This is a genomic window from Chryseobacterium sp. JV274 (genome assembly GCF_903969135.1).
Lineage (GTDB): Bacteria > Bacteroidota > Bacteroidia > Flavobacteriales > Weeksellaceae > Chryseobacterium.
This window is the reverse complement of record NZ_LR824569.1, coordinates 2,326,090-2,339,135: the sequence shown is the minus strand read 5'-3', so window position 1 is coordinate 2,339,135 and position 13,046 is coordinate 2,326,090. Positions and strand designations below refer to the sequence as shown.

At 33.4% G+C, this 13,046-nt stretch carries 17 protein-coding genes and 1 riboswitch; all 17 genes read right to left on the bottom strand.

Going from position 1 to position 13,046, the window contains the following annotated elements:
* Nucleotides 1-13 precede the first annotated feature (13 nt).
* Nucleotides 14-661, bottom strand: coding sequence for a 3,4-dihydroxy-2-butanone-4-phosphate synthase (gene ribB / locus CHRYMOREF3P_RS10860; protein ID WP_180564619.1), 648 nt, complete (start codon nucleotides 659-661; stop codon nucleotides 14-16).
* Nucleotides 662-753: 92 nt separating this feature from the next.
* Nucleotides 754-879: riboswitch (FMN riboswitch) on the bottom strand.
* A 224-nt stretch (nucleotides 880-1,103) separates the two neighbouring features.
* Nucleotides 1,104-1,535: a hypothetical protein gene (locus CHRYMOREF3P_RS10855; RefSeq protein WP_180564618.1), complete on the bottom strand. Its 432-nt coding sequence runs from the start codon at nucleotides 1,533-1,535 to the stop codon at nucleotides 1,104-1,106.
* A gap of 14 nt (nucleotides 1,536-1,549) precedes the next feature.
* Nucleotides 1,550-1,903 carry a DUF2200 domain-containing protein gene (locus CHRYMOREF3P_RS10850; protein WP_077418927.1) on the bottom strand — a complete coding sequence of 118 codons (354 nt, stop codon included), beginning with the start codon at nucleotides 1,901-1,903 and terminating at the stop codon, nucleotides 1,550-1,552.
* 28 nt (nucleotides 1,904-1,931) lie between these two features.
* The gene (locus CHRYMOREF3P_RS10845) at nucleotides 1,932-3,176 is read right to left on the bottom strand and encodes a hypothetical protein (RefSeq protein WP_180564617.1); all 1,245 of its coding nucleotides are present in this window, start codon (nucleotides 3,174-3,176) and stop codon (nucleotides 1,932-1,934) included.
* A 494-nt stretch (nucleotides 3,177-3,670) separates the two neighbouring features.
* Nucleotides 3,671-4,174, bottom strand: a complete 504-nt coding sequence (locus CHRYMOREF3P_RS10840) for a DinB family protein (protein WP_077418929.1) — start codon at nucleotides 4,172-4,174, stop codon at nucleotides 3,671-3,673.
* Between the two features lie 42 nt (nucleotides 4,175-4,216).
* Nucleotides 4,217-4,600, bottom strand: a complete 384-nt coding sequence (locus CHRYMOREF3P_RS10835) for a 5-carboxymethyl-2-hydroxymuconate Delta-isomerase (protein WP_077418930.1) — start codon at nucleotides 4,598-4,600, stop codon at nucleotides 4,217-4,219.
* Nucleotides 4,601-4,732: 132 nt separating this feature from the next.
* Nucleotides 4,733-6,343 carry a serine hydrolase gene (locus CHRYMOREF3P_RS10830; RefSeq protein ID WP_180564616.1) on the bottom strand — a complete coding sequence of 537 codons (1,611 nt, stop codon included), beginning with the start codon at nucleotides 6,341-6,343 and terminating at the stop codon, nucleotides 4,733-4,735.
* Nucleotides 6,344-6,404: 61 nt separating this feature from the next.
* The gene (locus CHRYMOREF3P_RS10825; RefSeq protein WP_180564615.1) at nucleotides 6,405-6,869 is read right to left on the bottom strand and encodes a hypothetical protein; all 465 of its coding nucleotides are present in this window, start codon (nucleotides 6,867-6,869) and stop codon (nucleotides 6,405-6,407) included.
* Nucleotides 6,870-6,899: 30 nt separating this feature from the next.
* Complete coding sequence (locus CHRYMOREF3P_RS10820; RefSeq protein WP_180564614.1) at nucleotides 6,900-7,385, bottom strand: hypothetical protein; 486 nt, start codon at nucleotides 7,383-7,385, stop codon at nucleotides 6,900-6,902.
* A gap of 10 nt (nucleotides 7,386-7,395) precedes the next feature.
* The gene (locus CHRYMOREF3P_RS10815) at nucleotides 7,396-7,911 is read right to left on the bottom strand and encodes a hypothetical protein (RefSeq protein ID WP_180564613.1); all 516 of its coding nucleotides are present in this window, start codon (nucleotides 7,909-7,911) and stop codon (nucleotides 7,396-7,398) included.
* Nucleotide 7,912: 1 nt separating this feature from the next.
* A complete protein-coding gene (locus CHRYMOREF3P_RS10810) occupies nucleotides 7,913-8,686 on the bottom strand; it encodes a hypothetical protein (RefSeq protein ID WP_180564612.1) in 774 nt (257 codons plus the stop codon).
* Between the two features lie 19 nt (nucleotides 8,687-8,705).
* Complete coding sequence (locus CHRYMOREF3P_RS10805) at nucleotides 8,706-9,080, bottom strand: VOC family protein (protein ID WP_180564611.1); 375 nt, start codon at nucleotides 9,078-9,080, stop codon at nucleotides 8,706-8,708.
* An 18-nt stretch (nucleotides 9,081-9,098) separates the two neighbouring features.
* The gene (locus tag CHRYMOREF3P_RS10800) at nucleotides 9,099-9,638 is read right to left on the bottom strand and encodes a dihydrofolate reductase family protein (protein WP_180564610.1); all 540 of its coding nucleotides are present in this window, start codon (nucleotides 9,636-9,638) and stop codon (nucleotides 9,099-9,101) included.
* Between the two features lie 99 nt (nucleotides 9,639-9,737).
* The gene (locus CHRYMOREF3P_RS10795; RefSeq protein ID WP_180564609.1) at nucleotides 9,738-10,493 is read right to left on the bottom strand and encodes a phosphodiester glycosidase family protein; all 756 of its coding nucleotides are present in this window, start codon (nucleotides 10,491-10,493) and stop codon (nucleotides 9,738-9,740) included.
* 234 nt (nucleotides 10,494-10,727) lie between these two features.
* Nucleotides 10,728-11,369 carry a hypothetical protein gene (locus CHRYMOREF3P_RS10790; protein ID WP_077418939.1) on the bottom strand — a complete coding sequence of 214 codons (642 nt, stop codon included), beginning with the start codon at nucleotides 11,367-11,369 and terminating at the stop codon, nucleotides 10,728-10,730.
* Between the two features lie 50 nt (nucleotides 11,370-11,419).
* Complete coding sequence (locus CHRYMOREF3P_RS10785; protein ID WP_180564608.1) at nucleotides 11,420-12,388, bottom strand: hypothetical protein; 969 nt, start codon at nucleotides 12,386-12,388, stop codon at nucleotides 11,420-11,422.
* A 63-nt stretch (nucleotides 12,389-12,451) separates the two neighbouring features.
* Complete coding sequence (locus tag CHRYMOREF3P_RS10780) at nucleotides 12,452-12,928, bottom strand: hypothetical protein (RefSeq protein ID WP_180564607.1); 477 nt, start codon at nucleotides 12,926-12,928, stop codon at nucleotides 12,452-12,454.
* Nucleotides 12,929-13,046 lie beyond the last annotated feature (118 nt).

Sequence of the window (13,046 nt, the reverse complement as noted above, 5' to 3'; positions counted from 1 at the left end):
AAAATATTTAAGTTTAATTGCTCATCACCATTTTACGGTAAGCATAAATGTCTTCGATGGTCACGACGCTCATCCCTTTTTTGATAGCAAAGTCCACAATTTCAGGAAGTCTTGCCATAGAACCGTCTTCATTTGTCAGTTCACAAAGTACGGCATCATCACCCAGATTGGCCATTTTTACAAGATCTACGCTGCCTTCAGTATGACCGCGTCTTTCAAATACACCGTCTTTTCTGGCGATCAGAGGGAAAACATGTCCGGGACTTGCAATATGCTCTGCCTGAGCACCTGCTGCCACGGCAGTTCTGATCGTTGTTACACGATCTCTTGCTGAAACACCTGATTCCACGCCTTCTCTGGCTTCAATGGAAATGGTAAATGCGGTTTGATTTTTTGAATTGTTGTTTTCCACCATCGGACGAAGGTTGAGGTGGCGGCTTTTTTCCTCAGAAATGCATAGGCAGACGATGCCGCTGCATTCGCGGATCAGAAGTGCCATATCCTGTTCTGTAATAGTGGAAGCGGGAAAGATGATATCACCTTCATTTTCGCGGTTTTCATCATCTACCAGTAGAATACCTTTTCCCTGTTGTAAAGTTGAAAGTGCTTTTTTTACACGTTCTTTGGATGTTGCTCCGAATTGTTCTAATAATTTTTCCATGTTATTTTACTTTTAAAAGTTAAAATAGTCTTCGGTACATGGAAATGAAATACAACGCAACAAGAATCCATAAGGAATCTTATTGGTCATCTCATTTTCTTCTCCCATCCAGACTTTAACTGTCGGTTCCGGAATTTCACCAGATCAGTCCCTTCATAAGAAAGGAGTCGCGGACTGTAACCGCCGGTAGGGAATTTCACCCTGCCCCGAAGAAAACTTATACTAAGTTTTATTGTATGTTGTAATTTAAATTTTTATTTCATTGAATAGTATTTAACGCACAGACCGCTAATTTCGGGAAGTTTTTTGAAATGGAGAAGAGATTTTGTGAAATTTATGGCCTTTAAAAAGGGTAGTTAAAATCTTTATATTGTCTGTCAAAAGACTTTAGATCATTATCATCATTTTTTTTATTGAACAGTCCGGTTGATAAATTAATCTCTCACAGTCCAAAATAGAATTTTTCACTTTCATAAAGCCGTATTTGATATTTTTGCCCAAAATTCATCATAATATCAGACTGATAAGACCTTGTCACCTTTTCTTTGTTTGACCAAAAGAATGAATGATCTGAATTAATTCCCCCAGTCTTTATCTGAGCATGATCAAAATCCAGTTGACTTAATATATCTTCGAATTCCCGAATAAAGTTTTGTAGTTGGCTCGTATCGTCGATAAGCCATTTTTCTGTTCTTCCAAAAGAAATAAGAATATTGTCATAATAATATGCCGGTTCCTGAGTGGCATGGGAGAAGATTTGCGGATGAAAATAAAAATATTTGTGATCCTTCATTTTATTGTTAATGAAGTCTAGAAAACCATTATAATCCTTGTCCAGCATAATAGCTCCGTAAAAATAATTCCATTCGTACATTGAAATTTTATTTTTTATATTGTTCTCAAAATTTTTTCCATCTTCTTTCCTTTCGCCAGCTCATCAATCAGTTTGTCCAGATACCGGATATTTCTCATAAGTTCATCTTCAATTTCTTCTACACGATATCCGCAGATCACACCTTTAATCAATAAAACATTGGGATTCAGTTGAGGAGCCTGCTCAAAGAATGTTTTAAAATCAGTTTTGTGATCCAGTATTTCCTGCAGACTTTTTTCATTGTATCCCGTGAGCCAGAATATAATCTCATGCACTTCCTCTTTACTGCGTCCCTTTTTTTCTGCTTTTTGAATATAATGTGGATAAACACTGGCAAAAGCTGTTGTGAAAATTCTGGTATTTTGCATTACTGTATTGTTGTTAATTAGGTTTTAATTACCACTTCCAGATCTGAGGTTCATCTTTCCAGACCAGCAATCTGAATTCCTCATAATGCTTTCCATTTCCGATGGTATGAGCATCTCTGTGCCCTTTTTCTAATTTCAGTTTGTGTAAAATGCCTGAGTGTGCGGCTACCCACAGGGTTTCTTCATCATCAGAAAGTGCCATTCCTGTAATGGTAGAACCAAGGAAGTATCTCCAAAGCTGGTTTCCATTCTTATCAAAGGCTTTGATATAGCCGTAAGCGTCTCCAAGGATATAATAATCTTTTATGGCAATACCTTCATAGACTCTCATTTCCTCATCAATGAAAGTAAAGTCTTCACTTTCCGTATAGGCTTCAATATCAGCTCCTACATATTGATCAGCATTGATTCCTATGGTAATTCCATTGTAAAAATGACAGGAATTTGTAATTAGCTGGCTATCATCTTTTGCAAATAGACAAAAATGTGGATAAGACGATTGAGGTCCTATAGATCCTACAGTATTGCCTTCATGATCCAATATTCTGTGATCATAGCACTGATCTCCGACTACGATATAAGAATTGTCGTTGGATAATGCTGCATTTTCCATATCAATCTGAGAGCTCCAGTCTTCTTCATGGTCTTCATTGATGGGATGGATGAGCTTTTTTTCAGTATTTGAAACCAGGAAAATTCCGTCTGAGGAAACAATCACTACTTTGCTTCCATCATTGAAAGGATACAAATCAGTAATTCCAAAATCTGGGTTTTCATCTAGTTCAAATTCATTGATGAGGTCTCCTTTCCAACCTTTGTATAAAGATATTTTATGAGAATCTGCAATGGCGAAAATGTTTTCCCGGTTAGATTTTCCGATGGCACGGATATTTTCATCCAGTTGTGTAATAATATCTTTATCAAGAAGATAAGCCTGTCTTTTTTCATATGATGTGCCTGTCATAAAAACAATTTTTTCATCAGAGATAAAGTGCATATGCTCAATATTCTGAGCTTTATTTTCCATTAAGGGAATAATAGGAGCATGGGCAGGTGGGAAATGTTCCCTGAAATTTTCTGTGTCTTCGTTTTTGTTAGCAGTTTTAAGCAGTTCAAAAACTTCGCGGACTATATTGGCTCTGTTATCTTCAGGTTCTTTACCTTTCCAGTTTTCCCAGCCGTTTTTTTCACCAAACTCAACCATTTCATTGATTTCTTTTGCATAGCGTTCTCCTTCTGAGAACCATTCTTTTTGGATTGTAGTGTTGTACATTGAATTTTTTTATATTAAAATTTATTGAAAATGAGGTTGTATTCCTTATCAACTAACTTACAAAAAATCTAATGATTCTGAGAGGATAAAAAAACATCCTGATTATTGGAGTAATTTATTTTTGTGGATAACCTCAAGTGTTAGTTTTAAATAATCTGGGCTAATAATTGCTGAATAATAAGGTTAAAAAAATGTACGTAAGTTATCCACAGAACTTATCCACATGATTTTATATTGTGGAAATTTACAGTAAATTAATATATGGTATAAGTGATTGAATTTAATATGTTTATGAGGTTTTGTTTCAATGGGTGAAAAACTTATCCATAGTCTATCCACAGAAGTAAATTGAAGCATGAAAAGTTATCCACAAATTTTTCAAGATGTGGATAACTGGTTGTTTTTAATTTAAAATATTTAAAATCAGTAGTTTAATTAGGTTTGTGCTGGGGTTCTGAAATTCTTTATCAGACTTATCCACAAAACGGATAATATTACTGCTTATCCTTATAAATATTCCAGAAGTTGAAATCTGTCATAGGAGCATCTGTTATTCCGATATTTCGTCCCATCGTTACGATTTGCCCTCTGTGATAAGTCCCGTGAAGAATGGCGTGCTGAATATATTCATATTTTGAAAAATCACACTGAAACCATTGAGATTCTATCTTCACATTCTTTGAAAGATCGTCTTCAGAGAGACTTTCCACATAGTCTACCAGCTTTTGTGAATTGTTTTTAATAGCATTGAAAACATCTTCTTTGTTGGTAGTTTCTGTAGTTTTAGTAAAATCAAAATCATTTTTTTCAGAAATGTGACTCCACCAGTATTCCTGGGTCTGCCAGATATGGTGTAATGTTTTTAAGATAGTCGGAAAACTTGAAATTGTTTCCTGATTAAGCTGTTCGTCAGATTTTGTGGATAACCAGTCAATATATTTGTTGACTACCCAATTATTGTACTGTACGCTTTTGTTGACTAATGCTTTTAAGCTCATAATATTAGTATTTAGTTGGTGTTGGTTTAAAAAAGAAAGACATCAGAGTCCGAAATGCCGGTCGTTATTTATATTCTCAGGATTAATGAGTGCCTTGTTGCTGTATGTTGCGACTTCAAAATCATTGATATTTACAGAAAGAAAGGAAATGTCAGCCAGCAATTCAGAAAGTTTGTTGCAGATCTGTCTGGAAAGATGAGCTTTTTGTTCTGTAGTACGGCCTTCCATAATGTATCCGAAGACATGCAGGAAGTTTTTCTTATGAATGCCTAATTTATAATATTGATAGGGCTGAAGTCTGACTTTTATATCATTGGGAGCAAACAAACCCGTTGCATCAGCCGCTTCATATAAGGCATCCATTATTTCTTCAGGCGTTCTCAGCTGAAGAATTTCCTGTGAACAATCTATAATAAAATGAGGCATAGATTATATTTTGTGGTTTGATTTTGTGTGAGATAAAAGTAATAAAAAATATCAACGGATATTCAAAATAAAAACCGCACTCGGAACAGTGCGGTTGAAAAATATGTATTTTTTACTATATAAATACCTGTTTTATTGAACTGATTTTTTGATGCTGAATTGTGGTTTTACAGTATTGGTCATGTCGAGAACAATATCATAAAATCCGTCTTCATTGATTGGGAAGGCATATGCATCAAAGGCAAGACTTTTATTATCATTATTCAGTCCGAGGCTGTATCCCCAGTCATTATTAAATCTGAATTTTAAATCGCCTTTATTCAGTTTATAGTTTTTCAGAAAATAAATATTCGGGGTTTTGGGATTTGTCTGTAGTGGGATATCTTTTCCATCCCAACCATTAGGAGTTGCATTTCCTATGATTCCCCAGGTAAGGTTTTGTGTATTTTTTTTAGCTGTTTTCATCGTTCCATCCCAAAACTGAATGACAACAGCATCTATTTTTCCGTTTTGATCAGGTTTAAATGTACAGGTAAATTTATCATCCAGTTGAAATGATGTTTTGCTTTTTGGCAATAAGGCATTTCTAGGATAACTGCCTTCTTTGAAAACCAGAAATCCATCAGCGCTGTTTATATAAAAATTTGAATTTTCAGTGTAATAAACTCCTTCCAGTTTTTTTAAATCCTCCACACTCACTTTTGCAATGGCTGGAATGGTATAAGGCTTATTGTACAGTATTTTTTCTACCAGAGGAAAAATAAAATCGGTGTGTGATAATTCTGAATTTGAAATTACAATCACACAAATATCATCTTCCAAAATTCTGTAATATCTGCTTCTGTAACCTGGCCCGCCGCCATCATGACCTACCCGTTTTTTGTCAAAAACAGTCGAAATCTGAAAGCCTAATCCATAATGATCCTTAAGATAAGGAGTAAAAGCTTTATCTATTGTTTCTTTTTTCAGGAGCGTGTAATTCTTCAGCGCTTCATTGAACTTAAAAAGATCTTCTACAGTAGAATACATGGCCCCTGCTCCAAAAGGATGATCTGTTTTGAAGCGTAATGCCTCGTTTGACATGTTATCAGATAAAAACTCATAGCCAAATGCTTTATTTTCATCAGTAACAGTATTGAAATTGAATCCACTATGATCCATTTTCAGAGGTTTGAGGATATTATTTTCTATTACTTTATCATAATTCAGACCAGTCACTTTTTTTATAATATAACTGAGAATATAATATCCGGAATTGGAGTAATCCCAATCTTTACCAGGTGAAAAATTTAATGGTTTTGCGGAAATATATTTTAAAAATGTTTCCTCATCTACAGTATACTCAGAATTGGTATCATTGGGAATTCCTGAGGTATGAGAAAGCAGATGGGCCAAAGTGATGCTGTCTCCTTTTGGAAAATCAGGATAATATTTTGAAAGTTTGTCATTCAAAGATAATTTTCCCTGTTCTTCCAGCTGAAAAATAACTGTTGCAGTGAACATTTTTGTGGTAGAGAAAACCCGGTAAAGGCTGTTATTGGTGTTTTTCAGTTTTTTAGGCGCATTTCTATAGCCGTAACTTTTTTCAAAAATAATCTTTCCTTTTTCAGCAATCAGAACAGAACCGCTGAACAAGCCGGCCTTTTCATACGTTGAGAATAACTGTTCCAGTTTTTTTGATTTCTGAGAAAAAAGATGACTAGTTGCAAGCAAGAAAATAATGCAGGTTAAAATAGACTTCATGTAATTTTTTAAATAAGACACTTTTAAGTGTGATAATATTACATGGGATTTCAAAACTATTTTATTGTTGTGGAGCTGAAAGTGAACTTTCTTTAATTTGAATTAATGTTTTAACCCCATAAATCATAATCATAGATGCTTTTCCTGTCTCAATAAAATATTTTATGATTTTTCCATGCTCAATAATAATTTTTCCAAAAGTGAGTTTCTCATTTCCGTGGCCTTTAAAATTTCCATACAGCTCATTTTTTGCATGTATAATAAGACCGGATTCTAAGACTCCGTTTTCGGATGTGATGAGTTTTTGTGTCGTCAGAATACTATAATTATTGGAGTCAATGATGGTCGAACAAATTAGAAGTTCTTCATCATTAAGTTCTACATGTATGTCAGGATATGTATTTAAAAATGATTGGTTGTCTTCATACAACTTTGTCCATTCAAAGGCATTGTAAGGTTTAATTGTAGTTCTTTTTATTTTTGAAATACAGATGCGGTGCTTAGATTGATCGGTCTTTTTTATCACAACTCTTTATTTAATTATTATAACAAAAAGTTAATACCAAACTTTTTGTATTTCATCTACTATTTCACCGGCTTTAGTTTCGGTGATCCAATCTACAATTCTTATTTCGCTGTCTTTTTGTATAAGAATTACAGAATACGTTGAACCACTTATTGAAAAATGGTAACGGACACCCAATTGATGTCTTTCTACTTCAAAATTTTTCGTTTCAATACGATCTATTTCTTCTTTCAGATAAGTTTTAGGACTTGTGAATAATTTGTTTTTATATTGTACTGTCAGGTTTCCATCGTCAATGGTAAGTACTGTTTTTCCGAAATTATTCCATAACCAGATATACAGAATAAAAATAAAGAGGGCAGCAAAAGGAAGCACGAAAGAGATGAAACCTGCAGGTTGAAGAAATCCAATAGAGACGATGATAAGAATTATACAAAACAAAATGAGTAAGCCTACACTTGTTACAAAGGCGACCAGCCAATTGGTTTTGTTTTTAATTTCAAGGATGACTGGCATGTCTGATCGATTACTGTAAAGGTTTTCTTTCATACAACTTTGTCTTCTTAAGCCCAAAATTATTTATCTCCATGGGTGAATCTTCTTCCCAGTCCGGAAGATAGCTGTAAAGTTGATCGGTAAGCTTTACGATTCCAGGGTTCGTTTTATCATTAAATTCATAATTTTTTTGATCAGTAATAACTTCCAGTCCCGACTGTCCGCCATAAGGCTTTACAGGAAATGTGAATCTGTTTATTGTATTAATTTCATCCCATTTTATAAACTCTGTTATATTTTTTTGTTTAAAGTAAAATCCATCGTTTGTATATTCAAATATTCCATTATCTTCATGCAGTATGTCCATTTCTTTTTCAACTGAATCATAATCCTCTTTTTTACCGGAATAGAGTTTAGCTAGCGAAAATATGATCACAACAAAGCACATAAAAATAATGGTAAATGTGATTTTTTTGTCGTCAAAAATAGGATAGTTATAAAGGGTAAGAATTAAGATAACAGAGGTGAGGGCAATGATCTTTTTCATGTTATATTTTTTCAAAGTATTTCCCTTTGAACTGATAGCGGATTTTTTTATCTGTAATTTTATAGTCGTCAAGAATCAGTGGGATACTGATGATTTTGTTTTTACCATCATACTCAATATTGTAATTTTCAATCTCATTATTCCAATTAGATTTTGCCGAAAGATCTATTTCATATCTCAATTGGTTTCTGATACCGGTTTGGGTTTTAATAAGCCTGGCATCACTGTTGAGTTTTCCATTATCAATAGAAAAAACTTTTATGCTGTGAGCTGTAAGGGCAGAACTATATGTGGCCATATTTTGAGCGAGATAATATTTCTTATTCTCAGAGATAATATCATTGATTTTATAATAAAATGTCTGGGGATTCATTTCACTGTTATCACCAATTATTTCAGAATATACTTTGCTATCTGCTTCATACTGAAAGATATTTTTGAAGAAATGCATTGTGCCACCGTTCCATGTATCCCATGAATAAATCCTGAGTTTTCCATCCTCGGATGAAGAAACCTGTAAACCACTTTTTCTGAGTGATTTAAAATCATATCTCATAGTCTGCGGATTGGATGTGTGCTTCAGCAATAACTTTTCAAATTCATTATTAGCTGCCGTAAGTGAATCTGCAGCATCCCTGTTGTGGTTCTGATCTGCATACCAGTGACCGATTTTCCGGAAAGAAAGTTCCAGTTCTTTTTCTATAGTGTTTATGTTTTGTCCGGATACAATATGAGATAAAAAGATGAAGAATAAAATTCCTATTGTTTTTTTCATGGTTTTGTAGAATTAGTTTTTATTTTTTGCTCTTTAATTGAAATACATTTCCTTCAGGATCGGTTCCGTCACAGAGCCAAAAAGGGTAGTTTTCAAAAGTTTTGATCTCTCTCATCTGAATGTTTTTGGAGACCAGCTCGTTTCTTGCGGATTCTATGTCAATGTCAATTTCAAAAACGAATTTGGTATTGTTATCGAAGAGATGACCCGTTTCAATTTTTTCAAGATACTGGTCTCCGATTTTGTGAAGTCCGATATGAGCACCTCCGGCATCAAGTAAAACCCAGATCGAATCTTCCTCAATCACTTTCAGATTAAAATGTTCCACATAAAAGTTCCTGAGCAGCTGCACATTTTTCACATACATCATAATAGTTACAAGCTGAGCATTCATGTCTTGACTGTTTTAAGGTTAAGCCTCATAAATAAGTTGTACCACACCGGATTTAAAAACATTGGTTTTGATCAATTTTAGATTTAATCTTTCTTTTAAATCTTCAAAAAGAGGTTTCCCTTTTCCTAAAGCAATCGGATGAACGGATATTCTGTAGGTATCAATAAGGTTAAGCTGAATAAATGTTTTGATAAGGCTCGCCCCACCATACAGCCAGATATCTTTTCCGCCCTGATTTTTTATTTCGGAAACTTTCTGTGCAATATCAGAATTGATAAAAACAGCATTTTCATCTTCTCTGTTTTGACTGGAAAAGACAAATTTATTTTTTGAATGAACTGCTTCCCAAACTTTTTGTTCTTCCGGATCTGTATTGTCTTCCGGCTGATAATTTCCCCAGGCATCATAGCTTACCCTTCCGTAAAAAATAGTGTCTATTCTGGAAAGAAATCCATCAAAATCCATATCATCATCCATGATACACCAATCGGTTTCTCCGTTGGGTCCTTCAATAAATCCGTCTAATGTAGTGGCAAGGTCTAGTATTATTTTTTTCATTTTTTTATTTATAAGTGATATAGGGGTTGGGTATTCTAAAATGGTAGGAAAGATAGGTATATTTTGCTTCTTTCATGACGAAATGCAAACAACTTTTTTTTATTTTACAGATGTTGTGACTCCTATCATCACTCCGAAATTTCCGTCTTTCTGAATCCAATTTTTTTCAGGAAGATAAGTCCTGGAAACATATCCGTCAAGATAAAGAGCATTTTTGCATCCTGAGTTTTTGAAAAACTGTGCCAGATGATAAAAATTGATTTCTTTTTTAGACATTGCAAAAATGAGATCTCCGTTTTCAAGAATTCCTACGCCATTTCTGATATTCAGGTTTTTAGAGTTCTCCTGAAAGATCGGATTTATTTTTCCGTTTGTTATGAGCATTGGCCCGGATTGTGTGGCATATCTGATGTTTTTATTTTGTCTGAATTTTTTAGTTTCTGAGATTTCTGCCCGGTTATTTTGGGTTAAATAAAATATTCCATTAGGTTGAAGATAAAAGTTCCCGATGCCCTGCAACGTATCCATGGGTTTCAGAATTTTAAAATTTTCGATATAAAGACCTTTTGGAGAGTTGTCAGGCTCAAACATTCCTCCGTTTACAGCGAATACTAATTTTTGCTTTTCAGACTGAACGTTAGTGTTCAGACGATCAATGCTTTTCAGGAGTTCACCTTTATCATTTTTCCAATACAGCTGTATGTTTTGTTTCTCAGGATTCACCTGATATGTGATAAAAAAGCGGTTATCATCTTTTATTTTTTCTTTACAGCAAAAACTGAAGAAGAGCAGAAGTGAAAGAAGGAAATAACGGGTTATTTTTATTTTGAAAGAGAAAATATTAGTTTCGGTCATGGTGTGATTTTCAGAACAAATATATTGTTTTCACCTTATTCATTTCAATATTTGGTTTTCTTAAGCTGGAAGATCAGAGCAATAAAAAGCATGACGATCACAAAAACGGAAATATAAATAATGATTTTGCACCTGTTATTTTTTCATCAGTTAAAAGTTTTTGTAAAATAGTAAAACCGTTCTTACAACGGAACGGCTTTTGAAAATATTGTCAGCATAAACCTATGTTGTAGGCTAGCGGTACGGCAGATTGATTTCTTCAATTTTAGCTCTCAGATCTGCAATGGTATAGGTTTCTGAATTACATTGAATTTCCTGAATATCATGTTTGGATAAGAAGTCATTCAAATCATCACAATTTTGCAGAATATTAAATTCTTTGTTGTCTAAATCTAAAACAATTCCCTTGGTTTTCCCATTGATGGAGTAGGTGAGAGGACTTAATGCGCCTAAGAATGCCTTTGACCATAAGCCTTTCATATTTTCTTCAAAATAAATGAATCTTCCATAGTTGATCACTTTACAAAACCTTGAATATTGGTCCGGGTCATATCCGTTGTCTTTCTTATTGGTATATTTTCTGTAAGTCTGAAAATACATTTCTCCTTTATGCGAAACAGCCAGAGGAACTTTAACTCTTTTATTTTTTTGCTTAAAGTAGAAAAAAGCCTTTTCCGGCAGATCAAGAGAATCACATTTTTCACAGGCTTTGAAATATACTTCTTCAGTGGAAGACGGTTTTTTATTCAGAACATCTTCCAGCGTCATATAAATACCTTCAGGAAAATCTCCCTTTTTTATAGATTGATATTCTTTTTCCTGCCCGACAGCGATGTTAAAAATAAAAAGAAGACAAAATAAAATATAAGATTTCATGAGTTTTTTATCGGTTTTTCTGTGGCTAAATTACAAAAAGTGGAGAGAATTTATTCCGTATCATTGTAAGAATTGACTTTATAAATCAGCTGAAACTTTATAGTATCTTTCTTTGTATGTGGATATTTTTCTTTATTAATCTGTTTTTCAAATTCTTTCATGAGTTCTAAATCCAGATCATCCTTAACGGCAAATTGAATTTCGTTTTTCTTTTCTCCCAATTCAAATTGAACCATTATTTTTCCTTCTTTTTTAGAGTCCTTAAATAAATTTTCAAAAATTCTATTGGTTTTTTCAAAAACTGACTGAAGATCTTCAACAGAAGAATTTTTCTGTAATTCCGGATCACTAGTCAAGAATAGTACTTTCTCCAGTTTGGTTTCTTTGTTTCCTTTATCAGTAATATAAACTTCATTTCCATTTTTATAAGTTTTGATCGTTCCTTCGGTTTTGTATGTTCCTTTGTCAATAGGGTTGTTATAGGTGTTTTTATTGGGAAACTCATCCAGCCAGAATAACTTCAGCTTTTCCTTTAGAAAGTTTATAATATAATAATGGTTTTCGGTCTGCAAAATAAATAAAGGTTCTTCAATATCAAATGAAATGGTTGACCAGTAATATTTTAATTCATCTTCGTTGGCTTTTCGTATCTGATAATTCCCGGAAATTTCCTTTTTTACTTCATCCCAAATCTTTTTGGAGTCCTTCAGGTTCTTAGACATTTTTCCCTCTACTTCTATATCGTCAATATGAAAAATTACACTATCCGGAATACTTTTTAAGCTTTCAATATTTTTAAACCTCTTCCAAAGTGTGGGTCCTATGATTAAATTATTTCCCAACAGGTCATCATTGGTTGTATTCGTCAGACTTTCAGTAAGTAATTTTTTTGCCTTTTCATTTATTTTATCATCTGCATAATTATAAATAACTCCATTCGGAATGGTTATTTTCTCTTTGATTTGTGCTGTTACAGTGTTGATGATGAATAGAAGAAGCAGAACAATTTTTATTTTCATGGATTGTTTTTAGTTGGATGTAAAATACAAAAAAGAGAGTCCGATTTTTATGTACTTCAAATATTATTTTCTGAATTGTAATGTTTGAATTGCTTGTAAAAGTTCTATCTGACTTTCTTTCTCTAGATTTGTACCATATAAATTGAATCTGATTTTTCCTATTGATTCAGTCTTGAGGCTGTCGATATAAATTCCTGTCATTCCTTTTCCCACTTGTTTGGGCTCTACTATTTTTGCCCTGTAGCCATCAATTTTTTTATAGGTTATTTTACTTTTGACAAAATCTTCTCTATTTGAATTTTTATCAATGATAATAAATTCTGTTGTATCAGCCTTTGGATTCACAGTTAGAAGTTCGTTGACATCTTTTCTGCTAATAATCGTGACATTTTCTTCTAATGAATAGGAATAAGGTCCATAATCGTAGAAAATCGAATCATTATTTTTTGTGACGATAATTCCAGCGTTACTATCATAAGCATCCATTTTCAGTTTGTTCCAGTCTTTAGGAGCCTGAAATGCAAAACTTCGAAAATCCATGAATTTTGTTTTCTGAGAATTCTCAGAACAACTCAATAATATATAGGAAGCGAAAATAAGTAAGAATGAGTATTTCATGGCTGGTTATTGTTGTTTTTAAAGCTTCAGCTTAATTTTT

Excerpts from the sequence above, each read along its gene's own strand:
- ribB (WP_180564619.1), bottom strand. The coding sequence starts at position 661 with ATGGAAAAATTATTAGAACAATTCGGAGCAACATCCAAAGAACGTGTA.
- CHRYMOREF3P_RS10855 (WP_180564618.1), bottom strand. The coding sequence starts at position 1,535 with ATGTACGAATGGAATTATTTTTACGGAGCTATTATGCTGGACAAGGAT.
- CHRYMOREF3P_RS10850 (WP_077418927.1), bottom strand. The coding sequence starts at position 1,903 with ATGCAAAATACCAGAATTTTCACAACAGCTTTTGCCAGTGTTTATCCA.
- CHRYMOREF3P_RS10845 (WP_180564617.1), bottom strand. The coding sequence starts at position 3,176 with ATGTACAACACTACAATCCAAAAAGAATGGTTCTCAGAAGGAGAACGC.
- CHRYMOREF3P_RS10840 (WP_077418929.1), bottom strand. The coding sequence starts at position 4,174 with ATGAGCTTAAAAGCATTAGTCAACAAAAGCGTACAGTACAATAATTGG.
- CHRYMOREF3P_RS10835 (WP_077418930.1), bottom strand. The coding sequence starts at position 4,600 with ATGCCTCATTTTATTATAGATTGTTCACAGGAAATTCTTCAGCTGAGA.
- CHRYMOREF3P_RS10830 (WP_180564616.1), bottom strand. The coding sequence starts at position 6,343 with ATGAAGTCTATTTTAACCTGCATTATTTTCTTGCTTGCAACTAGTCAT.
- CHRYMOREF3P_RS10820 (WP_180564614.1), bottom strand. The coding sequence starts at position 7,385 with ATGCCAGTCATCCTTGAAATTAAAAACAAAACCAATTGGCTGGTCGCC.
- CHRYMOREF3P_RS10815 (WP_180564613.1), bottom strand. The coding sequence starts at position 7,911 with ATGAAAAAGATCATTGCCCTCACCTCTGTTATCTTAATTCTTACCCTT.
- CHRYMOREF3P_RS10810 (WP_180564612.1), bottom strand. The coding sequence starts at position 8,686 with ATGAAAAAAACAATAGGAATTTTATTCTTCATCTTTTTATCTCATATT.
- CHRYMOREF3P_RS10805 (WP_180564611.1), bottom strand. The coding sequence starts at position 9,080 with ATGAATGCTCAGCTTGTAACTATTATGATGTATGTGAAAAATGTGCAG.
- CHRYMOREF3P_RS10800 (WP_180564610.1), bottom strand. The coding sequence starts at position 9,638 with ATGAAAAAAATAATACTAGACCTTGCCACTACATTAGACGGATTTATT.
- CHRYMOREF3P_RS10795 (WP_180564609.1), bottom strand. The coding sequence starts at position 10,493 with ATGACCGAAACTAATATTTTCTCTTTCAAAATAAAAATAACCCGTTAT.
- CHRYMOREF3P_RS10790 (WP_077418939.1), bottom strand. The coding sequence starts at position 11,369 with ATGAAATCTTATATTTTATTTTGTCTTCTTTTTATTTTTAACATCGCT.
- CHRYMOREF3P_RS10785 (WP_180564608.1), bottom strand. The coding sequence starts at position 12,388 with ATGAAAATAAAAATTGTTCTGCTTCTTCTATTCATCATCAACACTGTA.
- CHRYMOREF3P_RS10780 (WP_180564607.1), bottom strand. The coding sequence starts at position 12,928 with ATGGATTTTCGAAGTTTTGCATTTCAGGCTCCTAAAGACTGGAACAAA.